The 26,611-nt window shown below is 60.4% G+C and carries 26 protein-coding genes and 4 pseudogenes; 19 read left to right on the top strand and 11 right to left on the bottom strand.

From position 1 onward, the window contains the following. Positions 1 to 12 precede the first annotated feature (12 nt). Positions 13 to 903: a 3-hydroxyisobutyrate dehydrogenase gene (mmsB, locus tag FIV39_RS29320; RefSeq protein WP_090400762.1), complete on the top strand. Its 891-nt coding sequence runs from the start codon at positions 13 to 15 to the stop codon at positions 901 to 903. 184 nt (positions 904 to 1,087) lie between these two features. Here mmsB and FIV39_RS29330 read toward each other — a convergent pair whose 3' ends face one another. After that, complete coding sequence (locus FIV39_RS29330; RefSeq protein ID WP_003230905.1) at positions 1,088 to 1,432, bottom strand: cupin domain-containing protein; 345 nt, start codon at positions 1,430 to 1,432, stop codon at positions 1,088 to 1,090. Between the two features lie 286 nt (positions 1,433 to 1,718). Here FIV39_RS29330 and kynB point away from each other — a divergent pair, with 286 nt between their 5' ends. Both kynB and kynA read left to right on the top strand, forming a co-directional pair. Then, a complete protein-coding gene (gene kynB, locus FIV39_RS29335) occupies positions 1,719 to 2,369 on the top strand; it encodes an arylformamidase (RefSeq protein WP_090400761.1) in 651 nt (216 codons plus the stop codon). Beyond that, entirely contained in the window at positions 2,366 to 3,223 is an 858-nt protein-coding gene (kynA, locus tag FIV39_RS29340; RefSeq protein ID WP_090400760.1) for a tryptophan 2,3-dioxygenase, read from the top strand. The genes kynB and kynA overlap by 4 nt, the downstream gene beginning before the upstream one ends. A 45-nt stretch (positions 3,224 to 3,268) precedes the next feature. On the opposite strand, the gene FIV39_RS29345 is transcribed toward kynA, so the two are convergent. Beyond that, on the bottom strand, positions 3,269 to 4,672 hold the full coding sequence (locus tag FIV39_RS29345; RefSeq protein ID WP_090400759.1) for an amino acid permease: 1,404 nt from the start codon (positions 4,670 to 4,672) through the stop codon (positions 3,269 to 3,271). Positions 4,673 to 4,744: 72 nt separating this feature from the next. Beyond that, positions 4,745 to 4,876 (bottom strand): annotated as a pseudogene (gene antC, locus FIV39_RS29350) (anthranilate 1,2-dioxygenase electron transfer component AntC); the annotation flags it as partial. On the opposite strand from antC, the pseudogene FIV39_RS29355 reads away from it, so the two are divergent. Further along, positions 4,850 to 5,128, top strand: a pseudogene (locus tag FIV39_RS29355) (dioxygenase family protein); the annotation flags it as partial. The pseudogenes antC and FIV39_RS29355 sit on opposite strands and share 27 nt — an antisense overlap. Before the next feature lie 15 nt (positions 5,129 to 5,143). Here the strand turns inward: FIV39_RS29355 and FIV39_RS29360 are convergent. Next, positions 5,144 to 5,617: an Lrp/AsnC family transcriptional regulator gene (locus tag FIV39_RS29360; RefSeq protein WP_003176072.1), complete on the bottom strand. Its 474-nt coding sequence runs from the start codon at positions 5,615 to 5,617 to the stop codon at positions 5,144 to 5,146. Between the two features lie 143 nt (positions 5,618 to 5,760). Between FIV39_RS29360 and kynU the strand changes: the two genes are divergently transcribed. Then, on the top strand, positions 5,761 to 7,011 hold the full coding sequence (gene kynU, locus FIV39_RS29365) for a kynureninase (protein ID WP_090400758.1): 1,251 nt from the start codon (positions 5,761 to 5,763) through the stop codon (positions 7,009 to 7,011). Between the two features lie 126 nt (positions 7,012 to 7,137). Continuing rightward, a pseudogene (locus FIV39_RS29370) lies at positions 7,138 to 7,302 on the top strand (amino acid permease); the annotation flags it as partial. Here the strand turns inward: FIV39_RS29370 and FIV39_RS29375 are convergent. Continuing rightward, entirely contained in the window at positions 7,248 to 8,144 is an 897-nt protein-coding gene (locus tag FIV39_RS29375) for a LysR substrate-binding domain-containing protein (protein ID WP_090400756.1), read from the bottom strand. The pseudogene FIV39_RS29370 and the gene FIV39_RS29375 overlap by 55 nt on opposite strands. A 110-nt stretch (positions 8,145 to 8,254) precedes the next feature. Here FIV39_RS29375 and FIV39_RS29380 point away from each other — a divergent pair, with 110 nt between their 5' ends. The 5 genes from FIV39_RS29380 to FIV39_RS29400 all read left to right on the top strand — a co-directional run bounded on the left by FIV39_RS29380 (position 8,255) and on the right by FIV39_RS29400 (position 13,252). Beyond that, positions 8,255 to 9,019, top strand: coding sequence for a sulfite exporter TauE/SafE family protein (locus FIV39_RS29380; RefSeq protein ID WP_090400755.1), 765 nt, complete (start codon positions 8,255 to 8,257; stop codon positions 9,017 to 9,019). Positions 9,020 to 9,137: 118 nt separating this feature from the next. After that, complete coding sequence (locus FIV39_RS29385; RefSeq protein WP_090400754.1) at positions 9,138 to 9,728, top strand: NAD(P)H-dependent oxidoreductase; 591 nt, start codon at positions 9,138 to 9,140, stop codon at positions 9,726 to 9,728. A gap of 30 nt (positions 9,729 to 9,758) precedes the next feature. Continuing rightward, entirely contained in the window at positions 9,759 to 10,655 is an 897-nt protein-coding gene (locus FIV39_RS29390; RefSeq protein WP_090400753.1) for a LysR family transcriptional regulator, read from the top strand. Between the two features lie 103 nt (positions 10,656 to 10,758). After that, a complete protein-coding gene (locus tag FIV39_RS29395) occupies positions 10,759 to 11,652 on the top strand; it encodes an NAD-dependent epimerase/dehydratase family protein (RefSeq protein ID WP_090400752.1) in 894 nt (297 codons plus the stop codon). Positions 11,653 to 11,806: 154 nt separating this feature from the next. After that, positions 11,807 to 13,252, top strand: coding sequence for a SulP family inorganic anion transporter (locus FIV39_RS29400; protein WP_090400751.1), 1,446 nt, complete (start codon positions 11,807 to 11,809; stop codon positions 13,250 to 13,252). Positions 13,253 to 13,256: 4 nt separating this feature from the next. On the opposite strand, the gene FIV39_RS29405 is transcribed toward FIV39_RS29400, so the two are convergent. After that, positions 13,257 to 13,634 carry a lysozyme inhibitor LprI family protein gene (locus tag FIV39_RS29405; RefSeq protein ID WP_090400750.1) on the bottom strand — a complete coding sequence of 126 codons (378 nt, stop codon included), beginning with the start codon at positions 13,632 to 13,634 and terminating at the stop codon, positions 13,257 to 13,259. Between the two features lie 247 nt (positions 13,635 to 13,881). Here FIV39_RS29405 and FIV39_RS29410 point away from each other — a divergent pair, with 247 nt between their 5' ends. From FIV39_RS29410 to FIV39_RS29430, 5 genes are all read left to right on the top strand, one after another. Further along, on the top strand, positions 13,882 to 15,231 hold the full coding sequence (locus tag FIV39_RS29410; protein WP_244176224.1) for a GntT/GntP/DsdX family permease: 1,350 nt from the start codon (positions 13,882 to 13,884) through the stop codon (positions 15,229 to 15,231). A 12-nt stretch (positions 15,232 to 15,243) separates the two neighbouring features. Continuing rightward, positions 15,244 to 16,104, top strand: a complete 861-nt coding sequence (locus tag FIV39_RS29415) for a MurR/RpiR family transcriptional regulator (protein WP_090400748.1) — start codon at positions 15,244 to 15,246, stop codon at positions 16,102 to 16,104. Between the two features lies 1 nt (position 16,105). Continuing rightward, a complete protein-coding gene (locus FIV39_RS29420; protein WP_090400747.1) occupies positions 16,106 to 17,578 on the top strand; it encodes an N-acyl-D-amino-acid deacylase family protein in 1,473 nt (490 codons plus the stop codon). A gap of 118 nt (positions 17,579 to 17,696) precedes the next feature. After that, positions 17,697 to 20,141, top strand: coding sequence for a dermonecrotic toxin domain-containing protein (locus FIV39_RS29425; RefSeq protein ID WP_143513831.1), 2,445 nt, complete (start codon positions 17,697 to 17,699; stop codon positions 20,139 to 20,141). Positions 20,142 to 20,217: 76 nt separating this feature from the next. Beyond that, positions 20,218 to 20,586, top strand: a complete 369-nt coding sequence (locus FIV39_RS29430; protein WP_090400745.1) for a glyoxalase superfamily protein — start codon at positions 20,218 to 20,220, stop codon at positions 20,584 to 20,586. Between the two features lie 117 nt (positions 20,587 to 20,703). Here the strand turns inward: FIV39_RS29430 and FIV39_RS34070 are convergent, their stop codons facing one another. Both FIV39_RS34070 and FIV39_RS34075 read right to left on the bottom strand, forming a co-directional pair. After that, complete coding sequence (locus FIV39_RS34070; RefSeq protein WP_370879637.1) at positions 20,704 to 21,567, bottom strand: methyl-accepting chemotaxis protein; 864 nt, start codon at positions 21,565 to 21,567, stop codon at positions 20,704 to 20,706. Beyond that, positions 21,559 to 22,623 (bottom strand): annotated as a pseudogene (locus FIV39_RS34075) (methyl-accepting chemotaxis protein); the annotation flags it as partial. The pseudogene FIV39_RS34075 and the gene FIV39_RS34070, both read right to left, overlap by 9 nt. A 261-nt stretch (positions 22,624 to 22,884) precedes the next feature. Between FIV39_RS34075 and FIV39_RS29440 the strand changes: the two are divergent. Continuing rightward, entirely contained in the window at positions 22,885 to 23,502 is a 618-nt protein-coding gene (locus FIV39_RS29440; RefSeq protein ID WP_003176055.1) for an FKBP-type peptidyl-prolyl cis-trans isomerase, read from the top strand. 60 nt (positions 23,503 to 23,562) lie between these two features. Here FIV39_RS29440 and FIV39_RS29445 read toward each other — a convergent pair whose 3' ends face one another. The 3 genes from FIV39_RS29445 to FIV39_RS29455 all read right to left on the bottom strand — a co-directional run bounded on the left by FIV39_RS29445 (position 23,563) and on the right by FIV39_RS29455 (position 25,437). Next, positions 23,563 to 23,820, bottom strand: coding sequence for a PA4570 family protein (locus FIV39_RS29445; RefSeq protein WP_003194088.1), 258 nt, complete (start codon positions 23,818 to 23,820; stop codon positions 23,563 to 23,565). Positions 23,821 to 23,979: 159 nt separating this feature from the next. After that, the gene (locus FIV39_RS29450) at positions 23,980 to 24,321 is read right to left on the bottom strand and encodes a zinc ribbon domain-containing protein YjdM (protein WP_003230858.1); all 342 of its coding nucleotides are present in this window, start codon (positions 24,319 to 24,321) and stop codon (positions 23,980 to 23,982) included. 147 nt (positions 24,322 to 24,468) lie between these two features. Beyond that, on the bottom strand, positions 24,469 to 25,437 hold the full coding sequence (locus FIV39_RS29455) for a polyprenyl synthetase family protein (protein WP_053132020.1): 969 nt from the start codon (positions 25,435 to 25,437) through the stop codon (positions 24,469 to 24,471). A 377-nt stretch (positions 25,438 to 25,814) separates the two neighbouring features. On the opposite strand from FIV39_RS29455, the gene rplU reads away from it, so the two are divergent. Then, positions 25,815 to 26,129 (top strand): 50S ribosomal protein L21, encoded by a 315-nt coding sequence (gene rplU / locus FIV39_RS29460; protein WP_003176051.1) that lies wholly within the window; start codon positions 25,815 to 25,817, stop codon positions 26,127 to 26,129. A gap of 34 nt (positions 26,130 to 26,163) precedes the next feature. Continuing rightward, entirely contained in the window at positions 26,164 to 26,421 is a 258-nt protein-coding gene (gene rpmA, locus FIV39_RS29465; RefSeq protein ID WP_003176049.1) for a 50S ribosomal protein L27, read from the top strand. Positions 26,422 to 26,611 lie beyond the last annotated feature (190 nt).

A 26,611-nucleotide genomic window follows, 5' to 3' on the forward strand; every position in this document is an offset into this window, starting at 1 on the left:
CGGGAGACGACCATGAAGATTGCATTTATCGGCTTGGGCAACATGGGCGCGCCCATGGCCCGCAACCTGATCAAGGCCGGCCATGCGCTGAACCTGTTCGACCTGAACCAGACGGTACTCAAGGAACTCGCCGAACTGGGCGGCAGCATCAGCGACTCGCCGCGTGACGCCGCCCAAGGCGCCGAGCTGGTGATTACCATGCTGCCCGCCGCCGCCCATGTGCGCAGTGTCTGGCTGAATGAGGACGGTGTTTTAGCCGGGATCGGCAACGGTGTACCTGCGGTGGATTGCAGCACCATCGACCCGCAAACCGCGCGCGATGTCGCCGCTGCTGCTGCCGCCAAGCACGGCGTGGTGATGGCCGATGCACCGGTCTCCGGCGGCACGGGCGGCGCCCAGGCAGGCACCCTGACCTTTATGGTCGGCGCCACCCCGGAACTGTTCGCCACCCTGCAACCGGTGCTGGCGCAGATGGGCCGCAACATCGTGCATTGCGGCGATGTGGGCACCGGCCAAATCGCCAAGATCTGCAACAACCTGCTGTTGGGCATCAGCATGGTCGGCGTCAGTGAAGCCATGGCCTTGGGCGACGCGTTGGGCATCGACACCCAGGTGCTGGCCGGGATCATCAACAGCTCCACCGGGCGCTGCTGGAGTTCTGACACCTACAACCCATGGCCGGGCGTGATCGAAACCGCGCCGTCCTCCCGAGGTTATACCGGCGGGTTCGGCGCCGATTTGATGCTCAAGGACCTGGGCCTGGCCACCGAAGCCGCTCGCCAGGCCAAGCAACCGGTGATCCTCGGCGCCGTGGCCCAGCAGTTGTACCAATCGATGAGTCAGCGTGGGGAAGGGGGCAAGGACTTCTCGGCGATTATCAACAGCTACCGCAAACCCGAATAATCTTGTAAGGGGACCTACTGTGGCGAGCGGGCTTGCCCCGCGTTGGGCTGCGAAGCAGCCCTAAAGGAAAACGCCGCGATCTTCCTGGAAGATCGCAGCGCCTGGATCAGGGCTGCTGCGCAGCCCAACGCGGGGCAAGCCCGCTCGCCACAACAACGTCAAAGTTGCCCGCTTTGGAAGTGGCTCAAGCAAACACAAAATACTTACGCACCGTCTCGACCACTTCCCACGTCCCCTTCATCCCCGGCTCCACCACGAAAATATCCCCAGCGCGCAGATGGATCGGTTCCATCCCCTCAGGCGTGATCACGCAGTAGCCTTCCTGGAAATGGCAGTATTCCCACTTCACGTATTCCACGTACCACTTGCCCGGGGTACAGATCCAGGTACCCATGATTTTGCTGCCGTCTTCGCTGGTGTAGGCGTTGAGGTTGACGGTGTGCGGGTCGCCTTCGAGCTTTTCCCATTTGCAGGCATCCAGGACCGGCAGGGGGTGAGTGTCGCGCAGTACGGTGATGGGCTTGGACATGATGACTCCGAGGCAGGGAATGGAAAGATGCACCCTAAGGCCTTGGGCGTTGCGCCAGTGGTCTGAACTCGACATCGGGATGCCCAGAAGCGCAGGTGAATGCGACTCCTCAGGCCATGTGCAGTCAATGTGGCAGCTCCACTGTGGCCTGGCGACACTTCTGAGCGTAAATCCAGCATTTCCTCGCAGTAAGTGCGAAAGATTTCCCGCTTGGCGCAGGAATTCGCAAGAAAATTCGCAGCTGGCCCTCGTATCATTCATCCCAGTAACCGCCGAGAGCCTTTAAATGAACCCAATAAAAACGTGGTGGGACATCAGCCCGCCCTTGAGCACGGCGACCCCGACCTGGCCGGGCGATACGCCGTTCCAGGAAGAGCGTGTGTGGCAGTTCGGCCCGGAGTGCCCGGTGAATGTCGGGCGCATTACCTTGTCGCCGCACACCGGCGCCCATGTGGATGCGCCGCTGCATTACAGCGCGGACGGTGCGCCGATTGGCGAGGTGTCGCTGGATGTCTACATGGGCCCGTGCCGGGTACTGCATTGCCTGGACAGCGGCGCGCTGGTACAGCCGCATCAATTGGAAGGGCGTGTGGATAACCTGCCGGAGCGCGTGCTGTTGCGTACTTATCCACAAGCACCGCTGACCGAATGGGATTCGAACTTCACCGCCATCGCCCCACAAACCATTGAGCTGCTGGCCAGCCTCGGTGTGCGCCTGATTGGTATCGACACGCCCTCGCTGGACCCGCAACAGTCCAAGACCATGGATGCCCACAACACCGTGGCGCGGCATGGCATGGCGATTCTCGAAGGCATCGTGCTCGATGACGTACCGGAGGGCGACTACGAACTGATCGCCCTGCCGCTGCGTTTCGCCAACCTGGACGCGAGCCCCGTCCGTGCCATTCTCCGACCGCCCAAGGAGCCCACGCGATGAGCCAATGTCCTTTCTCTGCCGACTACCAGCCACCGGAAGAATGGCATAACGCCGAACTGAATTTTTCCGAGTCCATGAGCTATGGCGACTACCTGGACCTGGGCAAAGTGCTCAGTGCCCAGCACCCGCTGTCGCCGGACCACAACGAAATGCTCTTCATCATCCAGCACCAGACCTCCGAGCTGTGGATGAAACTGATGCTCCACGAACTCAAGGCCGCCCGCGAACACGTGCGCCTGGGCGAGTTGCCGCCGGCGTTCAAGATGCTGGCGCGGGTGTCGCGGATCTTCGATCAACTGGTGCACGCCTGGGCTGTGCTGGCGACCATGACGCCATCGGAATACAAGGCGATTCGCCCGTTCCTTGGGCAGTCGTCCGGGTTCCAGTCGTTCCAGTACCGCGAGATCGAATTTATCCTCGGCAACAAGAGCCCGGCGTTGCTGCGGCCCCATGCCCATCGGCCTGAGTTGTTGCAAGAGTTGCAGGTAGCGATTGCCACACCGTCGCTGTATGACGAGGCGATCAACCTGATGATCAAGGCCGGCCTGGCGATTGATCCGAAACGTGCCGAACGCGACCCGACGGCGGCGACGGTTCACGATGAGTCGGTGGAGGCGGCGTGGCGCGAGGTGTATCGCGACCCGAGCCGGTATTGGGACTTGTATCAGTTGGCCGAGAAGTTTATCGACCTGGAAGATTCTTTCCGCCAATGGCGCTTCCGGCATGTGACCACGGTGGAGCGGATTATCGGCTTCCAGCCCGGCACCGGCGGCACCGAGGGCGTGGGTTACCTGCGCAAGATGCTCGACACGGTGCTGTTCCCCGAGCTGTGGCGAGTGCGTTCCACGCTGTAAACGCAATCAAATGTGGGAGGGGGCAAGCCCTCTCCCACATGGATATTACTGCGCAGCGGCTACCGCTTTCGTCTTACTCACTCGCAACCGGTAGGCCACATAGATAATCCCCACCCAAACCGGCATCGCATACACCGACTCGCGAATACCCGGGATCGCCAGCATCACGCTGATGATCATCAGCATGAACGCCAGGCACAGGTAGTTGCTGAACGGGAACCAGAAGGTCTTGAACGACGGCGTCACGCCTTGCTCGCCCATGGCTTTGCGGAACTTGATATGGGTGATGCTGATCAGCGCCCAGTTGATCATCAGCGAGGCAACCACCAGCGCAAACAGCAACTCCAGCGCACTCTTCGGCGCCACGTAGTTGACCACCACGCACAGCATCGTCACCAACGCCGAGATCGCCAGGGCCCGCAGCGGCACGCCTTGCTTGTTGAGCTTCATCAGCGCTTTTGGCGCATCACCTTGCTCGGCCAGGCCGAACAGCATGCGGCTGTTGCAGTACACGCCGCTGTTGTACACCGACAGCGCCGCGGTCAGCACCACGAAGTTGAGGATATGGGCGGCGGTGTCGTTGCCGATCAGCGAGAAGATCTGCACAAACGGGCTGCCGCTGTAGGCATCGCCCGACGCGCCGAGGGTTTGCAGCAGTTGGTCCCAGGGGTACAGCGACAGCAGCACGGCCAATGCACCGACGTAGAAAATCAGGATCCGGTACACCACCTGGTTGATCGCTTTCGGGATCACCTTGCGTGGCTCGCTGGCCTCGGCGGCGGTGATACCCACCAGCTCCAGGCCGCCGAACGAGAACATGATGAAGGCCATGGACATCAACAGCCCCATGCCGCCATTCGGGAAGAACCCGCCGTGGCTCCACAGGTTACTGATGGAGGCTTGCGGGCCGCCGGTGCCGCTGAACAGCAGGTAGCAACCGAGCACGATCATGCCGACAATCGCCACCACCTTGATGATCGCAAACCAGAACTCGGCCTCACCGAAGAACTTAACGTTCAGGGTGTTGATCAGGTTCACCGCGACAAAGAACACCAGTGCGCTGACCCAGGTCGGGATCTCCGGCCACCAGAACTGGATGTACTTGCCCACCGCGGTCAGCTCGGCCATGCCCACCAGCACGTAGAGTACCCAGTAGTTCCAGCCGGCCAGGAAGCCCGCGTAACCGCCCCAGTATTTGTGCGCGAAATGGCTGAACGAGCCGGCCACCGGTTCTTCGACGATCATCTCGCCGAGTTGGCGCATGATCAGGAACGCGATGAAACCAGCGATCGCGTAGCCCAGGATCATCGACGGCCCTGCCGACTTGAGTACCCCGGCCGAACCGAGGAACAGCCCCGTGCCAATCGCCCCTCCCAAGGCGATCAACTGAATATGCCGGTTCTTCAGGCCACGCTTGAGGCCTACCGGGTTAACCATGTCATCCGCCATTAACGTTCCCTTCTACTTGTTTTTCTCGGGGTTGATTGCACGCCGCATCCGCCCCTCAGAAGTGCTGAGGAGTCAGATATTACTCTGCGTAAACTTTTCGTAATACAGCTGAACGCCATCAAGTGCCTGATCCGCCAGCCATTGTTGGATGGATTCGACCCTCGGCGGGGGGCCGCACACGTACATATCCACTTCTTCATCTCGGCACCGGGGGATCGGCACCTGACCACGCAGATCAACCTGTCGGATGACCCGTACCTGCATGATGATTTTGCCTACGCGACGCGGGACGAATTGATCGCCGAGATTCGCTTCAGCGACGATCAGCAAATGGCGCGGGAGTTTGGCGTGGAAGGGCGGTTTGCGCAGATTGATTTTGACGTTGAGTTGCAGGTGACTGACGCGCCGGTAGAGCAAAAACGCATGCAGCGGGTCCACGCCCTCTCCCACATTTGACCGATGGTGCTGCTCCTATTTGCGAACGACCAGATCAAGCACCTCATCCCGATCCTTGATCTTCTGCAACACAATCTCCGAACGGATATCCATCACCCCCGCCGTGCGGTTCAGGTGGTTCACGATGAAGTCGGAAAAGTGCTTGAGGTTGCGCGCCTGCACGCGCAGCACATAGTTGCTGGCGCCGGTGATCACGTAGGCGCTGGCCACTTCCGGCCAGCCTTGCACCTTCTTGATAAACGTCTCATGCCAATCCTCCACATCCTGGCGCAATGACAGGTGGACGATAGCCTCCAGTTCAATCCCCAACTGCTCGGCATTCAACACCGCGCGGTAGCCGCTGATAATCCCTTCGCTTTCCAGCAGGCGTAAACGGCGCAGGCAGGCAGAGGGCGACAACGCGACTTTTTCCGCCAGTTCCTGGTTGCTGATACGGCCATCCTGTTGCAGGAAATGCAGGAGGCGCAGGTCGGTGGCGTCAAGGATCATGATTAGAATAAATCCGTGTGTTCAGGGGTTAAATTCGAATTTCCTACAGCTTAATTAGCCTGTTACCCACCACTTTGCACGAAAATTCTCCAAATCTTCGTTCATTATTTGGTCCGTCTTCACGATAAAAATCAGGACCGCCCATGACCTCCCGAAGCCGCTGCCAAACCCTCGACGCCAGAGACCCGCTGGCGCCCCTGCGCCATCAGTTCGCATTGCCTGCGGGCGTGATCTATCTCGACGGCAATTCCCTCGGCGCGCGTCCGGTGGCATCACTGGCAAGGGCACAACAGGTGATTGCCGAGGAATGGGGCAATGGCTTGATCCGCAGTTGGAACAGCGCCGGTTGGGCTGACTTGTCCCAGCGCCTGGGCAACCGCCTGGCACCGCTGATCGGTGCGCGCGACGGTGAGGTGGTGATCACCGATACCACCTCGATCAACCTGTTCAAGGTGCTCAGCGCCGCCTTGAGCGTGCAGCGCCAACGCGCGCCTGCGCGCAAGGTGATCGTCAGCGAAGCGAGCAACTTCCCCACCGATTTGTACATCGCCCAGGGCCTCGCCGAGTTGCTGCAGCAGGGCTATTCCCTGCGTCTGGTCAACAGCCCGGATGAGCTGCCCGAGGCCATCGACGGGGATGTGGCGGTCGTGATGCTTACCCACGTCAACTACAAGACCGGCTACATGTACGACATGCCGACGCTCACCGCCTTAAGCCATGAATGCGGCGCGCTGAGCATCTGGGACCTGGCGCATTCGGCAGGCGCGGTGCCGATCGACCTGCACGGGGCCGGTGCTGACTATGCGATTGGCTGCACCTACAAATACCTCAACGGCGGCCCAGGCTCCCAGGCGTTCGTGTGGGTCAGCCCAGCGTTGGTGGACCTGGTGCACCAACCGCTGTCGGGCTGGTTCGGGCATACCCGGCAGTTCGCCATGGAATCCAGCTACGCGCCGAGCGCCGGCATCGCCCGCTACCTGTGCGGTACCCAGCCGATCACTTCGCTGGCGATGGTGGAATGCGGGCTGGAGATTTTTGAACAGACCGACATGGGCAGCCTGCGCAGCAAATCCCTGGCATTGACCGACCTGTTTATCGAGCTGGTCGAAAGCCGCTGCGCCGCCCATGACCTCGTGTTGATTACTCCGCGTGAACACGCCCGGCGTGGCAGTCATGTGAGCTTCGAACACCCTGAAGGCTATGCGGTGATCCAAGCCTTGATCGCCCGCGGCGTGATCGGTGATTACCGCGAGCCGCGCATCATGCGCTTTGGGTTTACGCCGCTGTACACCAGCTTCAGCGAGGTGTGGGACGCCGTGGAAATCCTCGGTGAGATTCTCGATAACAACACTTGGGACCAACCCCAATTCAAGGTCCGCCATAGCGTTACCTGAATAAACGTCGGAGAAAATGTGGGAGGGGATCTGTGACAACAGTTAGACAGTGCAACCCCAATAATAAAGGGGCACACCACGTGACCATGCCAGACAACGGCTTTGCCGAGATCACCCCCCCGCGAACTGGGCCTGGTGCTGATGGGGGCGGTGATGATCACCACGTACTTCACCGAGGCGTTCAAGATGACCCGGGTGTTTGGCGTGCCGTTCCTGCTGATCCTGTCGGCGGTGTATTACGGGTTTTTCCGCAAGGGCAGGGCCAAGGCGTCGAACAAGGCCCTGGCGTAACCCGGCAGTTGTTCGAACGAGCGCGCGCATAACAGCAGCGTTCGGCGAGCCCACTCTTCCTGCAACGGTTGGGCAGTGAAGGGGTGTGGCGCTGGCCAGCGCGCCAACGCCGCCTGGGGCACGATGCCCAGGCCGGCGCCGCGGGCGACCATGCGAATCAGCCCGTCAAAACCCTCGGCGCGGATGCGCGTCTGCACACGAAAGCCTGCATGCAGTGCCTGTTCTTCCAGGTACACCGAGAGTGCGCTGGCGGCGCCCAGGCCCACGTAATCGTATTGCAGACTGTCGACAAAGCTCACCTTGCCGTTTGCCAGGGGATGGTCGCGCGGCATGATCAGCACCAGTGGGTCGTCGCGAAACGGCAAGGTCTGCAAGCCGTGGGTGTCCACCGCATCGGAGATGATCCCCAGCTCCGCCGTGCCCTGGCGCAAGGCCTGGGTAATGCGCAGGCTGGGCAATTCCTGCAGGTCGATATCGAGGTTGGGGTGTTCGCGCAGAAAGTCCGCAAGCAGTTCCGGCAGGTATTCGCTGAGCGCGGTGGTGTTGCACAGCAGGCGCACCTGGCCTTTGACGCCGTTGGCGTATTCCGCGAGGTCCTGTTGCAGGTGCTCGGCCTGTTGCAACAGCAGCCGGGCGTGACGGGCCAAGGCCTTTCCCGCCGGTGTGGGGGTGACGCCGCGACGCCCACGGTCGAGAAACTCGATGCCCAATGAGGCCTCCATCGCCCGGATGCGTGCACTGGCGGCGGCCAGGGATAAATGACTGCGGGCCGCGCCGGCGGTGATATTGCCGGTGTCGAGGGTGTGCAGGTAGAGGCGCAGGTCGATCAGGTCAAAGTGCATGGCGGATTGCTCGGGGGACTGGACTGGCGACATCAGCCTCACGCAAAACAAGAGGCTGTCTCAGTATATGGCGAATTTCCGAGCGCATCGAAAAGTCGCACACTTTGCCCATGAATACCTTCCTCGCGTTCTACCAAAACCTCGGCCCCGCTCTTACTTTGCTGGTGATCGGCACCTTCCTGCTGGCCGGTACCGTCAAGGGCGTCATCGGCCTCGGCCTGCCTACCGTAGCCATGGGCATGCTCGGCCTGGCTATTTTGCCGGCGCAGGCTGCGGCGTTGCTGATCATTCCGTCGACGGTTACCAACCTGTGGCAATTGGCATTCGGCGGGCACCTGAGTGCTTTGCTCAAGCGCCTGTGGCCGATGTTGCTGCTGATTTTCCTCGGCACCGGACTGGGCACGTTGTGGCTGGGGATGGGCGGCGGGCAATGGGTGGTGCGCGCGCTGGGGGCGGCGTTGCTGGCGTATGCACTGAGCGGACTGTTCCTGCCCACGTTCAAGGTCAACGCCAAAACCGAGCGCTGGCTGGGCCCGTTGTGTGGGTTGATCACCGGCATCATCACCTCGGCCACCGGTGTGTTTGTGATTCCGGCCGTGCCGTACCTGCAGGCGCTGGGTTTAAATCGCGATCAACTGGTGCAGGCGTTGGGTCTGTCGTTCACGGTATCGACCCTGGCGCTGGCCGCCGGTTTAGCCTGGCGCGGTGCGTTGGGCGGCGGTGAAATCAATGCATCGTTGCTGGCGCTGGTGCCGGCGCTGCTGGGCATGTGGCTGGGCCAGATGGTGCGCCGACGCATCAGTGCAGTGTTGTTCAAACGGGTGTTTTTTATCGGTATGGCACTGCTGGGTGGGCATCTGCTGATCGCTGGTTAACAATTCCCGATGTATTCGTGCTTTTGGGTCAAAGGTATTTTGCCCGGTGGCCGCTTATTCCGAAGGGCCGAGGTCGATAGTCTGCGTCCAGATATTTTCAACCTTCTGGATGCCTCCCATGAAAAAAGTACTCCTGCTCAACGGCGGCAAAAAGTTCGCCCACTCCGATGGCCGCTACAACACCACCCTGCATGACACCGCCTTGGCGGTATTGGACCGAGGCGGTATCGACGTCAAAGTCACCCATATCGACGAAGGCTACGACGTGGCCGAAGAGGTCGCCAAATTCCTCTGGGCCGACGTGATCATCTACCAGATGCCCGGCTGGTGGATGGGCGCGCCATGGATCGTCAAGAAGTACATCGACGAAGTCTTCACCGAAGGCCACGGCAGCCTGTACGCCAGCGATGGCCGCACCCGTTCCGACGCCTCGCAGAAATACGGCAGCGGCGGCCTGGTCCAGGGCAAGCAATACATGCTGTCGCTGACCTGGAATGCGCCGCAGCAAGCCTTCGACGACCCGACTGACTTCTTCGAAGCCAAGGGCGTGGACGCGGTGTACTTTCCGTTCCACAAAGCCAATGAGTTCCTCGGCATGACCGGCCTGCCGACCTTCCTGTGCGTGGACGTGATGAAGCGCCCGGCCATCGAAGCCGATGTGGCGCGCTACGAGCAGCATCTGGCGCAGGTGTTCAACCTCTCGGTGTAAGCTGCTGTGAACCGATAACGAGGACCGCCTGTGAAAGCCCGATCCGATGAGCTGCAGATCTTCGTCAGCGTGATTGAGTGCGGCTCGATTTCCGCGGCGGCGGAGCAGGTCGGGCAGACGCCGTCGGCGGTCAGCCGCACGCTGTCGCGCCTGGAAGCCAAGCTTGAGACCACGCTGATCAACCGCACCACGCGGCGCATGGACCTGACCGAGGAGGGCAAGTACTTCTTCGAGCAGGCCAAGCTGATCCTGGCGCAGATGGACGAGCTGGAAGAGCGCCTGTCGTCACGCCAGAAAAACCCCGCCGGGCGCCTGCGCATCAATGCCGCCGTGCCCTTCATGCTGCATGGGATCGTGCCCTACATCGCCGAATTCCGGCGTTTGTATCCAGAGATCCAGCTGGAGTTGAACAGCGATGACCTGATCATCGACCTGCTGGAACAGAGCACCGATATTGCGATTCGCATCGGTGCCCTGGCCGACTCCACCCTGCATGCGCGATCCCTGGGTTGTACGCCGCTGCATATCCTCGCCAGCCCCGACTACCTCAAGCAGTACGGCACGCCGACGACGGTCGCCGAGTTGGCCGATCACACCTTGCTGGGCTTTACCCAGACCGAAACCCTCAACCACTGGCCGCTGCGCCATGTGGAGGGTGACCGCTGGCTGATCCAGCCCAGCGTGGCCGCGTCCAGTGGTGAAACCCTGCGCCAGTTGGCGTTGGAAGGGCAGGGCATTTGCTGTCTGTCGAACTTCATGACCTCCGAAGACATCAATGCCGGACGCCTGGTGCCGGTGCTGGAGGTGTTCAACAGTGGGTATCGCCAACCGATCCACGCGGTGTTCTACCGCAACTCGCAATTGGCGCTGCGCATCCAGTGCTTCCTGGACTTTATCCAGGCCAAGCTGGCGCGGTATGCCTGCTGATTCGTGACCGTCGCGCAAGAGTGAATTGGGCGGTGCGGGCTTATTCGTCAGGGATGAGTCCGTAACAATGGACCCATCACTTACCCCGTCAGGAGCACTCTCCATGCACGTATTCATTACCGGCGCAGCCGGCTTTATCGGCGGTTCCATCGCCACTGGCCTGGTCAAGGCCGGTCACAGCGTTACCGGCCTGGTACGCAACGCCGAGCAAGCCGCTGAAATGACCGCCCTGGGCATCAACCCGGTGATCGGCACCCTCGACGATGCTGCTGTGTTGACCGAGCAAGCGCAGAAAACCGATGCAGTGATCAATGCCGCGAGCAGCGACCATCGTGCCGCGGTGGAAACCCTGCTGGCCGCGCTGAAAGGCTCGAACAAGCCATTCCTGCACACCAGCGGTTCGAGCATCGTCGGCGATGCGTCGGGCGGTAAGGCCAGTGATGTCATCTACTTCGAAGACAGCCTGCCGGAACCGACCGTCGACAAGGCCGCGCGCGTGGCCATCGACCAGCTGATTCTGGCGGCGGCAAAAGACGGCGTGAACTCAGCGGTGATCTGCAACACCCTGATCTACGGCCACAGCCTGGGCGTGAAGCGCGACAGCGTGCAACTGCCGCGCTTGCTCAAGCAGGCACGCAAGAGCGGTGTGGTGCGCCATGTCGGTACCGGGCAGAACATCTGGTCCAACGTGCACATTGAAGACGTGGTGGCGCTGTACCTGCTGGCACTGACCAGGAACGTGCCGGGGACGTTCTACTTTGTGGAAAGCGGCGAGGCCTCATTTATCGACATGACCACGGCTATCGCCCACGCCCTGGACCTGGGCCAGCCACAGGATTGGCCACTGGCCGAGGCTGAAGCCGAGTGGGGCTATGAAATGGCCAACTATGGCCTGGGCTCCAACAGCCGCGTGCGCGGCAAGCATGCCCGCGAGTTGCTGGGCTGGGCGCCGAAGCGCACGTCGGTGGTGGAGTGGATTCGCGACGAGATGGTCTAAGTTTTCTGTCTTTTACGTGTGGCAAGCCCCAATGCCGGTCAGTCAAGGAGCAACACTGTCCCTGTGGCGAGCGGGCTGGCCTTAAAAATCTGGCCCCACCGGGCTCAATTCCGTACCATTCCCCGCCTTATCCCCCGCAATGCCCTGGTACCTCATGAACCTCACCCGTCTGCGCGCCGATGCCCTGGCCGGCCTCACCACGTCCTTTGCGCTGCTGCCCGAATGCATCGCCTTTGCCCTGGTGGCTCACCTCAACCCGCTGATGGGGCTCTACGGCGCCTTTATCATTTGCACCCTGACCGCCTTGTTCGGCGGCCGGCCCGGCATGGTGTCCGGGGCGGCAGGCTCGATGGCGGTGGTGATCGTCGCGCTGGTGGTGCAGCACGGCGTGGAATACCTGCTGGCCACGGTGCTGCTGGGCGGGCTGATCATGGTCGCGTTCGGCCTGTTACGCCTGGGCAAGCTGGTGCGCATGGTGCCGCACCCGGTGATGCTGGGGTTCGTCAACGGCCTGGCGATCATCATTGCCCTGGCCCAGTTGGAACATTTCAAGAACGGTGAAAGCTGGCTCAGCGGTATGCCGTTGTACGTGATGACGGGCCTGGTGCTGGTGACCATGGCCATCGTCTACCTGCTGCCACGCATCACCCGCGCGGTGCCGCCGGCCCTGGTGGCGATCCTTGGCGTGGGCCTGGCCGTGTACCTGCTCGGCCTGCCGACCCGTACCCTCGGTGACATGGCCCACATCGCCGGCGGCCTGCCGACCTTTGCGCTGCCGCAGATCCCCTGGACCCTGGAAACCCTCGGCATCATCGCCCCTTATGCGTTCCTGATGGCCATGGTCGGCCTGCTGGAAACCCTGCTGACCCTGAACCTCACCGACGAAATCACCGAGACCCGTGGCTACCCCGACCGCGAAAGCGTGGCCTTGGGCGCGGCGAATATGCTCTCGGGCCTGTTCGGCGGCATGGGCGGTTGCGCAATGATCGGGCAAACCGTGATCAACCTCAGCTCCGGCGGGCGCGGGCGTTTCTCCGGGGTGTTCGCCGGGGTGATGATCCTGCTGTTTATTTTGTTTCTGTCACCGCTGATCGAGCGGATTCCGCTGGCGGCGCTGGTGGGGGTGATGTTTGTGGTGTCCCAGCAGACCTTCGCCTGGGCCTCCCTGCGGGTGATCAACAAGGTGCCGCTCAATGATGTGTTGGTGATTATCGCGGTGACGGTGATCACGGTGTTCACCGACCTGGCCACCGCCGTACTGTGCGGCATCGTGATCGCGGCGCTGAACTTTGCCTGGCAACAGGCCCGTGAACTGTATGCCGATGAGCATCTGGAGGCGGACGGCAGCAAGCTTTATCGCCTGCATGGCACGTTGTTCTTTGCCTCGACTACGCCTTTCCTGAACCAGTTCGACCCAGCCAACGACCCGGCCCACGTGACCCTGGATTGCCGTCACCTGAGCTTTGTCGACTACTCGGCGATTGCCGCGCTGATGACCCTGCGCGAGCGCTACAGCAAAGCCGGCAAGCATCTGCGCGTGCTGCATTTGTCTGAGCGCTGCAAGAAGTTGCTCAAGCGGGCACGGGTGCATCACGACTGATTTTTCATGGCCCGACTAGGTCTTCCAATTCCTGGGCGCGGGTCTGGGTCATGCCCAACACGCAGCCGGTGCCGTTGACCTGGTCGATGGTGCCACCGGTGGCGGAGCCGGCGAAGGCGCAATTGGCATCACGGTATTTGATCCACAGGCGCTGCAGGTCCTGCAGTTGCTGTTTACGTGTGCCTTCCTGGGCGGCGAGGGCGGTCTTGTAGGCCCGGTTCAGGCGCGCGTCCTGCACCTTGGTTTCCTTGACGTTGCAACCGACCATGTCGGCGGTAGTGTTGGCGCCGTCCATGCATTTCTTCAGCGCCGCGTTGTCGGCGGCAGCAGTACCGCACACGGTGAGAAGCAGGGCGCCGGCGGCGAGAGTGGTGCGAATCATGCTCGATTTTCCTGGCATCAGTGGATGTGCATTCTATGACTCAAGCGTGTTCGTTGAGTTTCCAGCCTTCTCTGATCTTCATGTAAGAACACCCCCCGAATTTTCATGCGCGGCCCTTGGGCATACCCCAACGCGACAGCGCTTATCCGTGGGCGAAAGTTACTTTCATAACGTTTGAAAATACGCCTCGGTAATGATTTATGAGTTTCACAACCAACTCGACGTGACCCTTTCCGAGGAGTACCGCATGGCCGCATCACCGGGCTTCGGGCTGTTGGCATACGCTGCCATCGCCATCATTGCGTTGATCGTGCTGATCGCACGTTACCGGCTCAACCCGTTTATCGTCATTACCCTGGTGTCCATTGGCCTGGCGCTGATGGCCGGGATGCCGGCAGACACCATCATGGGTTCCTACGAGGCGGGCGTCGGCAAAACCCTGGGGCATATCGCCCTGGTCGTGGCGCTGGGCACGATGCTCGGCAAGATGATGGCCGAGTCCGGTGGCGCCGAGCAGGTGGCGCGCACGCTGATCAACCGTTTCGGCGAACGTAATGCCCATTGGGCCATGGTGTGCATCGCGTTCCTGGTGGGGCTGCCGCTGTTTTTCGAAGTGGGCTTTGTGCTGCTGGTGCCAATCGCCTTTACCGTGGCGCGGCGCGTGGGGGTGTCGATCCTGATGGTCGGCCTGCCGATGGTCGCCGGCCTGTCGGTGGTGCATGCGTTGGTGCCGCCACACCCGGCGGCGATGATGGCCGTGCTGGCGTATAACGCGTCGGTGGGGCAGACCGTGCTCTATGCGATCCTCATCGGTATCCCGACGGCGATCATTGCCGGCCCGCTGTACGCCAAATTCATCGTGCCGCACATTCACCTGCCGGCGCAAAACCCGCTGGAACGCCAGTTTATCGAGCGTGAACCTCGCGAGCGTTTGCCGAGCTTTGCACTGACCATGGGCACTATCCTGTTGCCGGTGGTACTGATGATGATCGGTGGCTGGGCCAACGTGATTTCCACCCCGGGCACCGGCTTCAATCAGTTCCTGCTGTTTATCGGCAACTCGGTGATCGCGCTGCTGGTGGCGACCCTGGTGAGTTTCTGGACCCTGGGCCTGGCGCAGGGCTTCAACCGCGAGTCGATCCTCAGGTTCACCAATGAATGCCTGGCGCCGACCGCGAGCATCACCTTGCTGGTGGGCGCGGGTGGCGGTTTGAACCGGATATTGGTGGACGCTGGCGTTACCAACGAAATTCTAGGCCTGGCGCATGCCTTCCACCTGTCGCCGCTGGTGATGGGCTGGTTGTTTGCTGCGTTGATGCGGATTGCGACGGGCTCAGCCACGGTGGCCATGACCACGGCTTCCGGCGTCGTAGCCCCGGTCGCCCTAGGCCTGGGTTATCCACACCCGGAATTGCTGGTGTTGGCCACTGGCGCGGGTTCGGTGATCTTTTCCCACGTTAACGACGGCGGCTTCTGGCTGATCAAGGAATACTTCAATATGACGGTAATCCAGACTTTCAAGACCTGGACCGTGCTGGAGACTTTGATTTCGGTGGTCGCCTTCGGTCTCACTTATGGTCTGTCCTGCATCCTGTAAACCGGAGACCCCATGGACATCCTTTACCAGATCCGCGCCCGCCAGGATTCCTTCAGCGCCGGCGAAGGGCGTATCGCCAGGCTGATGCTGGAGGATGTGGGCTTTGCCGCCTCGGCCAGCCTGGAAGAGCTGTCCCAACGGGCCGAGGTCAGTACCGCGACCTTGTCGCGTTTTGCCCGCAGTGTCGGTTGCCGGGATTTGCGCGACCTGCGCCTGCAACTGGCCCAGGCCAGCGGCGTCGGCAGCCGCTTCCTGGACCCGGCGGGGTTGCCTGAACAGTCGGCGTTTCACCGGCAGATTCTCGGCGATATCGAGGCGACGTTGCGCCAGCACTTGTCGGGTTTCAGCCAGGCGAGTTTTGTCGATGCGGTGAACCTGCTGGGCAAGGCGCGAATGATCCACGCGTTCGGCATGGGCGGGCCGTCGAGCCTGTGCAGCGATGAATTGCAGGTGCGCCTGGTACGCCTGGGCTATCCAATTGCCGCCAGCCACGACCCAGTGATGATGCGCGTCACGGCTGCAACCCTGGGGCCGGAACATGCGCTGATCGTCTGCTCGCTCACCGGCCTCACTCCCGAATTGCTCGATGTGGTCGCCCTGGCCCGCAACTACGACGCGCGCATCGTCGCCATCACCCTGGCCGACTCACCCTTGGCGCAGTTGGCGGATGTGCTGCTGCCACTGCAACCGGCCGAAACCAGCTTTATCTACAAACCCACGGCGGCGCGCTACGGCATGCTGCTGGCCATCGACCTGCTCGCCACCGAGCTGGCGCTGGCCCTGCCCGACGACAACCAGGAGCGCCTGCGCCGGATCAAGCTGGCCCTCGACGATTATCGCGGCGGTCCTGACAGCCTGCCGCTTGGAGATTGATATGACGTACGACACGCTGATTCGCCAAGCGCTGATCATCGATGGCAGCAACACCGAGGGTTATGTCGCCGATGTGGGGCTGCGTGACGGGCGCATCGAGACGATCGGCGACTTGTCGACGGCGGCGGCCGTGCATGAAATCGATGCGACTGGCCGTGTGCTGGCGCCAGGCTTTATCGACGTACACACCCACGACGACACGGTGGTCATCCGCCAGCCGCAGATGCTGCCCAAGCTCAGCCAGGGCGTGACCACGGTGATTGTCGGCAACTGTGGCATCAGCGCCTCACCGGTGAGCTTGCGCAGCGATCCGCCGGACCCGATGAACTTGTTAGGCAGCGCTGCGGCGTTTGTTTATCCCCGTTTCAGCGACTATCGCAGCGCCGTTGAAAGCGCTCATCCAGCGGTCAACGTCGCGGCATTGATCGGCCACACGGCGCTGCGCAGTAACCATATGGACGACCTGCATCGCACCGCCACTGCGGCTGAAATCGCCGCCATGCGCGTGCAGTTGCACGAGAGCCTTGAGGCCGGCGCCCTCGGTTTATCCACAGGCCTGGCCTACGCCAGCGCGTTTAATGCCGAGACCGATGAGGTGCTGCAACTGAGTGAAGAGCTGACGGCCTTCGGTGCGGTGTACACCACGCATTTGCGCAGCGAATTCGAACCGGTGCTGGAGGCGATGGACGAGGCTTTTCTGATCGGTCGGCACGCACAGGTACCGGTGATCATTTCCCACCTCAAATGTGCGGGAGCGGGGAACTGGGGGCGTAGTCCGCAGCTGTTGGCAGCGTTGGAATCGGCGGCGAAAACCCACCCGGTGGGGTGTGATTGTTACCCCTACGCGGCCAGTTCTTCGACCCTTGATCTGAAGCAGGTGACCGACGCGTTTCGCATCACGATTACCTGGTCGACGCCGCACCCGGAAGTGGGTGGGCGCGACTTGCAGGACATTGCCGGCGAATGGGACGTCTCCCTGATGGACGCCGCCCGTCGTCTGCAGCCTGCGGGGGCGGTGTACTACGGGATGGATGAGGCGGATGTGCGACGCATCCTCGCGCATCCGCTGTCGATGGTGGGGTCGGATGGCTTGCCTGAGGATCCGTTTCCACACCCACGTTTGTGGGGCGCGTTCCCACGGGTGTTGGGACATTTCAGCCGGGATGTCGGGTTGTTCCCGCTGCATACGGGGGTGCACAAGATGACCGGTTTGTCGGCGGCGCGTTTTGGGTTATCCGAGCGTGGTGAAATTCGTGAAGGGCATTGGGCCGACCTAGTGTTGTTCGACCCGTTGCGGGTGCGTGATGTGGCGGATTTCAAGGCGCCGCAATGTGCGGCAGAAGGGATTGAGAGCGTGTGGGTCAATGGCGTGCAGAGCTACAGCAATGGGCAGGCGAACACTCAGCGAGCAGGGCGTTTCCTGGCGCGCAGTGGCGATTTGCGGCAGGGTTTCAAGTGGGAGTCGGGCACCTGACGGGGTGCTGCCAAGTCGAATAGCGTTTCAGAATATGGCCAATTAGCGCTTACAAAAAGCGAATTGAGATTGTGTAGTCGCTCTCTAAGATGGGCCCCCCGTTTACTGGAGAGTCCGTATGACCACTCAATCTGCTGGTTCCAGTCATGTTGGCAGTCTTCTCACTCCACTCGCCGGCGTCACTCGTAGCGCAAGCGTTGTTCCAAGCATCAATGCTGTCGCGGCGTTTCCTTTTCCCCGTGACACGATCAAAGGCTGGATCCAGGAAAAAGTCTGGAACTTGACCAATCAATGGATCGACCCCGACAAGGTTTACCTGCATCAATTCTCGCCCGCTGACAGTACCCATGCCGGCAGCGCTGTGACGGGGTGGGAACATCACGGGGCACCTCTGTCATCCATGACGCTCACCGAAGCTGTCGCCAGTGATTTTTTCTCGGCGGAACGCTACGGTACTGCCGGCAAGGCTCAGGCGGTGGCGCATTTCCTGTCTTCGAACACCAGCCCGTTTTCGTTGTTTCACAGCGAAAGCGTTCCGGACTTTTTCGGCCGGCTGGGCCGATTAATTCTTGATCGAACGGGGCCTGGCTACCTCTATTCGAAGATTCATGATGACGTGCCTAGCGCCAAGGAGACATGGCGTGATCTGGATTCAGTCTATGGCCTTTATCTGGACGGCCCGCGCAAGGGGACATATGACGCAGACAACCAACTGCGTATGAAACCCAGTGAACTGCTGAGCCTTGTGCGTGAGGGTGATTTGCAGAAAAAGGTGATCGCCAAGCTGGACGATTTCTGGACACAGCACGGCAGCGAGTGGCGGATGCTGGCGAAAAACCAATTTGTGCTGGAGGCGCGCGCCGCGCGGGCCCTCAACCAAAAGGACCCCGACCAGGGCCTGAGCCTGCAAGCCTATACCCATCTGATGAGGGCGGCGGTACCCAATGTGCCACTTGAGGGGCCGGTATCGAAGACACAATTGCAGGCAGAGGCGACGCCGGATCCGGATACCAAAGTGTTTTGCTTCGACATAAATGGCTATAAATCCAACGATATATTGCGGTTCGTGTCCAAAGACGACACTGAAACCTTGTATGTCCCCGGTGGAAAACCCGCCCTGCTGACGTTCAAGAACCGTGCTGCGGTGGAACAATGGGTGCTTGAACAGAGCAAGGAGCCTGCCAAGGCCACGGCATTGGCGGAGCATTTCGCACTTCGCGATCGCCAACAGGGTGTATTTGGTGCCCTGAGTGTCAATGGTGTGGACGGTACCCTGAAAAAAATCGGTGCCGGCGTCATGGTGGCCAATGCGAGCCATATCAATACCCTGGATTTCCCTATCGGCGCAGACGTGTTTTCCTTCATGGCCAGCCAGACACGCCAGCGCATCAACAACGATGCCGACACCGAAATGAAGTCCAATGCCGAGGTGTACAAAGCTGATGCACTGGGTTTGTTGCAAGCCGGAAACGCAATATTCTCCATCCCCATGGCATTGCTTGGGCCGATCGGTATCGCCGTAGGCGCTACCTCATACGGGGCGCAGGTGGGGATGGAAATTGACCAGGCCGTTGAAGGCGACACCCAGGCTGAGCGCGAAAGCGGCTTGCATGCCGCCGCGATGGACGTAGCGACCATGGCGTTTTTCCATGCGCTGGGCAAGGCCGGCCCCTCCACCGGCGACCCCGCCGCCGAAACGGCCGCGCAGTCGACCGCGGGCGACGCCGCCGGTAAACCCTTTTTCAATTATCGACGGGTGAACGGGAAGATCGGCGTGCTGATGAGTCCGACTCAACCAACTCGATTACCCGAAGCGCCGGAGGGGGCGGTGAACCCTCTATGGGATTCGTCCATGGAAATATACCTGCGGCCGGGAGCCAAGCGTCCGCTGGAACAGTTACGCTACGAGGTCGTGGAGGCGCCACCGCCCACGCCCAAAAGGCCAAGAGTTGACGCGCCGGAAAGTGAGCAGTCGGCAGATGAGGGTTCGCCCTCTTCCGTTGCATCGGATGCCACGTCATCCGGGAATTATGAGCCGTATGACGATGACAGCGTCCTCAAGACCAACCCGTTCAAGGCCAATGTCAACCTGCCTGTCGGTGGGTATTTCAACGGTCGTGGCATGATCGAACGCACCGATGTAGCGAAGTTGTATCGCGTCGAAAAGGCCGACCGCGTAGAGCGTCGAGGCGATCCGCAGAATTATGGTTTTCGGGACTCGAATTTCTTTTCCGGTCCCGAAAAGATGATGGATGGCAATGTCGTGGTGGCCTCCCGCTCCAAGGCGGCGGCAATGCAATTTGGCGACACCGAATTTAATGGCCAATACCACCTTTACGAAATCGAGAGTAAAGGTATTCCGGTCGTCTCGTTTAATGAAAACATCGAGGCAAACCCGCAGTTTGTGGAAGCTCGTCAGTGTGTGGCGCCAGGTACCATTGAGCGTCTGCGCAACGAGGGACGCCTGGCGGAGTTTGCGGACAATGCCTACAAGTTCGATGAAGTGCATGTGGATAATGATCGACTGTCGAGCGCAATGATCACCCGAATTTCCCACGGTTGATGGTGTTCACTTTGGATACTTATTGGGCTAGGGTGATCGCTTGCCAACAGCGAGTGCTTCGCCCGTGGAGAGTCATATGAACTTAGGAAAAGTCACCCCCATCCTGCGGATTTTCGATGAGGCCAAGGCGCTGGAATTCTACGTCGACTTCCTGGGTTTCAAGGTCGATTGGCAGCATCGCTTCGAGGCGAATTTCCCGCTGTACCTGCAGGTGTCGTTGGGAGAGTGTGTACTGCATTTGAGCGAGCACCATGGCGATGCTTCGCCGGGCGCGGCGGTGCGGATCCAGGCGCAAGGGGTGGACGCGTACCAGCAGCAATTGCTGGGCAAGGATTACCGTTACGCCAAGCCTGGGGTTGAGGAAACGCCTTGGGGATCGCGGGAGATGAGCATCAAGGATCCGTTTGGGAATCGTGTGGTGTTTGTTGAGGAAGGCGAGGGCTGAGAGGCAAATCGCAGGCAATAAAAAACCGCCTTGTCAGGCGGTTTTTTGCAATCCCAGTTTGCGGCTGGGGTTGCTGGGCGAGGGAGCAAGCGTCCTCGCCACAGTGAGAGCGGTGTCTTAAACCCGGAAGTGGCTGACCATCTGCTGCAACTGGCTACCCAAGCGCGCCAGTTCCACGCTCGATTTCGCCGTTTCATCGCTCGCGGTGGCGGTCTGCTCGGACACATCACGCACATTCACGATACTGCGGCTGATCTCTTCGGCCACGGCGCTTTGTTGTTCGGCGGCGGCGGCGATCTGCTGGTTCATCGACTGGATGTTCGACACCGTGCGGGTGATGTTTTCCAGTGACACACCGGCCTTGCGCGTCAGTTCGACACTGCTGTCGGTGAGGCTGCGGCTGTTGTTCATCACGTTGGCAACTTGCTGGGTACCATTCTGCAAACCGGCGACCAGGCCTTCGATTTCCTCGGTGGATTTCTGCGTGCGCTGGGCCAGGCCACGCACTTCGTCGGCGACTACGGCAAACCCACGACCGGCTTCACCGGCACGCGCCGCTTCAATCGCCGCGTTGAGGGCCAGCAAGTTGGTTTGCTCGGCCACAGCCTTGATCACGTCCATCACGCTGCCGATCTTGTTGCTCTCTTGTTGCAGGTGCGCCATGGCGTCGGTGGAACGCGCCACTTCGGCGGCCAGGCGTTCGATCTGGGCGATGGCCTCGGCTACCACTTTGTCGCCTGCACGGGCTTGGCCATCGGCATCGGCGGCGGCCAGGGAGGCTTGCTCGGCGTTGCGGGCGACTTCCTGCACGGTGGCGGTCATTTCGTGCATCGCCGTGGCGACCTGATCGGTCTCGATCTTCTGGCTGTTCACACCGGCGCTGGTCTGCTCGGTGACGGCCGACAACTCTTCGGCGGCGCTGGCGATCTGGGTCACGCCGTCGCGAATACCGCTGATCAATTCACGCAGGGTCGTGCCCATGCGCTGAATACCTTGTTGCAGTACGCCCAGCTCATCGCGACGGGTGACCTGGATGTTGTGGCTCAGGTCGCCGGAAGCGATGCGTTCAACCACGGCCAGGGTTTCCTGCAGTGGACGCGTGATCTGGCGGGTGATCACCAGTGCCGCGACGATACCGACCAGCAGTGCCAGCAACGTGCTGATTAACTGCAGGCTGCGGGCCTGGGCGCTTTCGGCGTCGCGACGGTTCAGCTGGATGTCGTACAGCTTGTCACTGATCGTGACAATGTCGGCACCTTGGGTGGTCATTTCGGCACGGGCAGCCACGATGTTGGCGTTGGCGGCCTTGTAGTTCTGTACGGCGCTGCGATAGGCGCCAAGGGCGGTTTCCAACGAGCTCAGGGCGCTTTGCTGGCTGGCGCCGAAGGCGGCGCTGAGGCCTTTCAAGCCGCTGATAGCTTTTTCGATTTGTGCGGCAGCGCGGGCTTCGGTATCCGGGTTGACGTTGCCGGTGTAGCCGCGCACTTCGTAGCGGGCCAACTGGAACTGCATCTTGGCGTCGGCCACGGCCTGGAACTGGGCAAGGTGCTCCGAGCTGTCAGGCATTTGCTTCACGCTGGTTTCCAGTGCGTCGATTTGGGCGTTGGCGATGTCGGCCTTGTCGCCCATCACCTGGCGAGAGGCATTACCGTTACGGTAAGCCTCACGCATTTTGTTCAGGGATTGCTGATAAGCCGTGATGATGGCTTTCTGCTCGTTGAGCAGCTTGACGTTTTCCGGGCTCTTGAAGCTATCCAGGAGTTTCTGTTGCTGGGCAGTGAAGGCATCCAGGCTGGTCTGCACGTTCTGCGCCACGGCTTCATCGCCGTTGGCCAACATGTATTGCAGACGCACGATGCGCAGTTTGGTCAGTGATGCGTTGAGCTGGGTGATGTCGCTCATCCAGTTGCTGCGGTCGATCAGGCCGCCCAGGCTGGTCCAGCCGGTGAGGGCCAGGATCGAGGTGAGGACCAGTACCAGGCCGAAGCCCAGGCCCAGTTTGAGGTTGACGCTGATGTTACCGAACCAGCTGTTCATCTAATGCTCCGCAAAGGTGATATCTGTCTGCTGGACGGTGTTGTTATTGGAGCCAGCCAAAGTGTGTAGCGCTGTATCGGCGACGAGGGGTGAATCTGAAGTGCTTTTATTGCGCGTGCGACGAAGGGTCGCGATCCCGGTGCCGCGCTACCGTGGAGGGCTCATCATGAGCAGGTCTTGTGTGCTAGTCTGCTGGCCCTTTTAGTTCAGGGCGGCGCGCCAAACACTGTTTCCAGTGCTGCCCTACAGCGGAGCCTCTTCATGTCCGAAGTTAATCTGTCCACCGACGAAACCCGCGTCAGCTACGGTATCGGCCGTCAGTTGGGCGACCAACTGCGCGACAACCCACCGCCGGGTGTGAGCCTGGACGCGATCCTGGCTGGCTTGACCGACGCATTCGCCGGCAAACCAAGCCGTGTTGACCAAGAGCAAATGGCTGCCAGCTTCAAGGTCATCCGCGAAATCATGCAAGCCGAAGCGGCTGCCAAGGCTGAAGCGGCCGCAGGCGCTGGCCTGGCTTTCCTGGCTGAAAACGCCAAGCGTGATGGCATCACCACCCTGGCTTCCGGCCTGCAATTTGAAGTGCTGACCGCCGGTGACGGCGCCAAGCCGACCCGTGAAGACCAGGTGCGCACCCACTACCACGGCACCCTGATCGACGGCACTGTGTTCGACAGTTCCTACGAGCGTGGCCAGCCGGCAGAATTCCCGGTCGGCGGCGTGATTGCCGGCTGGACCGAAGCCCTGCAACTGATGAATGCCGGCAGCAAATGGCGCCTGTACGTGCCGAGCGAATTGGCTTACGGCGCTCAAGGCGTTGGCAGCATTCCGCCGCACAGCGTTCTGGTATTCGACGTCGAACTGCTCGACGTTCTGTAAGACCTGCTGGTTACCTGTGGGAGCGCGTCCGTTCGTTCCCACAGTGTTTTGCCGGGGTGCTCATGGATGGAATTTGCCATTGAGCTCCGTCGCCGGGCGCAACGCTCGGGCATAGCAGAATAGAAACAGATTGCGCACCACTTCCTTCAGTACTCCAGGTTCACTCGAACTCAGGCCGTTGACGTCCAGATCGCCCTGATCCTGCAATTCATTCAGCGCTTCTTCTTCCAGCACAGCACAGACTTCGCCGGTTTCCCGATGGAGGATGCGCAGGTAAGGATGTGGGCGGTCGAGCCAGGCATCTATCAAATAAGTCATGGTTACATCTCCTTGATGGGGTTCAATGAGAATAATTCTTATTCGTAGAATAGCAAGTGCCTATTGGCAGTTTCCTGGTTTTTCTGTGTGGATATTGAGAGGGGTCAACGGGCAGGGCAAAACGCCATCCCGCGCGGGCGCGGGATGGATGCAGCAGGTTCAGACTTTGCGCACGAACTCGGACTTGAGTTTCATCGGGCCGATACCGTCGATCTTGCAATCGATATCGTGGTCGCCGTCGCACAGGCGGATGTTCTTGACCTTGGTGCCGACCTTCACGACCAGGGACGTGCCCTTGACCTTGAGGTCTTTGATCACGGTGATGGTGTCGCCGTCCTGCAGGACATTGCCCACAGAGTCTTTCTTCACGGTTTCATCGCCGGCCACTTCGGCCTCGCCGTTGGCGGACCACTCATGGGCGCATTCCGGGCAGATCAGCTGTGCGCCGTCTTCGTAGGTGTATTCGGAATTGCATTTTGGGCAGGGTGGCAACGTGCTCACTAAAGCTCCTTAACGGTCAGGATGGCTAAAAGTCGCACATTATATAGGGAATTGGACCAAGGCAGGGCGCGGTCTTGGATGGGTAATACAAACTAAATGTGGGAGGGGGATTGTCCCCTCCCACATTAGTCCGCGACTGCAAGTATTTTAGTGCGTACGTGCGACCGCAAACTCGCTCAGCTCAACCAGGGCATCCCGGTATTCGCTGGCTGGAAGGGCTTCCAGGCACTTGATCGCACGCGCGACGTAGTCACGAGCCAGTTGTGCGGTGTAGTCCAGGGAGCCAGAGGCTTCCACAGCCTCACGGATGCTTTCCAGGTCTTCGATCCCGCCTTTCTGGATCGCCTTGCGCACCAGCGCCGCCTGTTCCGGCGTGCCTTCGCGCATGGTGTAGATCAGCGGCAAGGTCGGTTTACCTTCAGCCAGGTCGTCACCAACGTTCTTGCCCAGGGTTTCGGCATCGCCGCGGTAGTCGAGCAGGTCGTCCACCAGTTGGAACGCTACGCCCAGATGGTCACCGAAGGTACGCAGGGCTTCGGCCTGTTCGGCGGTCGCGCCACAGAGCGCGGCGGCACTGTGTGTGGAGGCTTCGAAGAGCATCGCGGTCTTGCCGCGAATCACTTCCATATAGGTTTCTTCGGTGGTGCTGGCGTCGCGGACCTTGGACAGCTGCAACACTTCGCCTTCAGCAATGATGCGCGTGGCCTGGGAAAGAATCTTCATCACCGGCATCGAGCCCAGCTCGACCATCATTTCGAACGAGCGCGAGTACAGGAAGTCACCCACCAGCACGCTCGGGGCATTGCCCCACATCGCATTGGCGGTCTCGCGGCCACGGCGCATGCCGGACATGTCGACCACATCGTCATGCAGCAGGGTCGCGGTGTGCAGGAATTCGATGGTGGCGGCCAGCAGGCGCAGGTCATCGCCTTCGCGGCCCAGGGCCTTGCCACACAGCAACACTAATAAAGGACGCAGGCGTTTACCGCCCGCCGACGTAATGTAGTCGCCAATTTTGGAGACCAGCGGCACTTTAGACGTCAGCTGCTGCTTGATGATGCCGTCGACGGCGCTAAAATCGTCCGCGACCGCGCGGTAGAAAGCTTGGGGTTGCATCAGCGACAGTCGCTCCAGAAGGGTTGCGCGGCATGCTAGGACCCTGACCCCGTAGTGTCAAGGCGCGGCCAGTCACCGTGAAAGCTACTGCGCTCGGTAATCCTGCGTCAAAAACAGGCTCGGAATGCTCATTTACAACCAGTAAACTCCGCTTCCTCGCCTGTTTTTTCCTTGTCTTCCCTTCGCTCGCTACGCTTTCACGGCGACTGGCGGCCTCTTGCAACACCCATTTACCTTGCGTACAATCGCGCACCCTGAACTTCCTGGGCAGCACCTGCCTTACGCAATTGCATTCGGGACGTCCATCCCATGCAGCCATGCCAGCCAATACCTCTTCTTATAAAGCGCTGGGTGAGCAGGATTATCGGAGAAATACCATGTCGTACGCAGTAATTGTTACTGGTGGCAAGCAATACAAGGTCGCCCCAGGTGAATACCTGAAGATCGAAAAACTGGAAATCGCTACCGGCGAATCCGTTACCTTTGATCGCGTTCTGTTGGTCGCCAATGGCGATGACGTGAACATCGGCGCTCCAGTTGTTGCTGGCGCTACCGTTGTGGCTGAAGTGATCTCCCAAGGTCGTCACGATAAAGTCCGCATCATCAAGTTCCGTCGTCGTAAGCACCACATGAAGCGTATGGGCCACCGCCAGTGGTACACCGAGATCAAAATCACCGGTATTCAGGCTTAATTTCAGCCTAATTCCTCACTAGGAGAATTGACTCATGGCACACAAAAAAGCTGGTGGTAGTACCCGTAACGGTCGCGACTCAGAAGCCAAACGCCTTGGCGTTAAGATGTATGGCGGCCAGAAAATCATTCCGGGCAACATCATCGTGCGTCAGCGCGGCACCCAATTCCACGCCGGTTACGGTGTTGGCATGGGTAAAGATCACACCCTCTTCGCGAAAATCGAAGGCGTGATCAAGTTTGAAGTAAAAGGCGCGTTCAACCGCCGTTACGTGAGCGTTGTCGCCGCTTAATTGCGCGATCGCTGGAAAAGCCCTGTCTTGCGACGGGGCTTTTTCGTTTGTGGAGTGAGTCTCTTGCAAAGCTGTTTGTAATGGGCTCAAGCAGCTGGATTTGCGGCTGTTGATTGAGGTCCCTGCGCTCATTTTTGCAAGAGTCTTATGTCTTGGTTTCTTAAGCTCGTCCATGCGGCGAGAGGCGTTT

The organism is Pseudomonas grimontii, from assembly GCF_007858185.1.
In the GTDB taxonomy this organism is placed as follows: domain Bacteria; phylum Pseudomonadota; class Gammaproteobacteria; order Pseudomonadales; family Pseudomonadaceae; genus Aquipseudomonas; species Aquipseudomonas grimontii.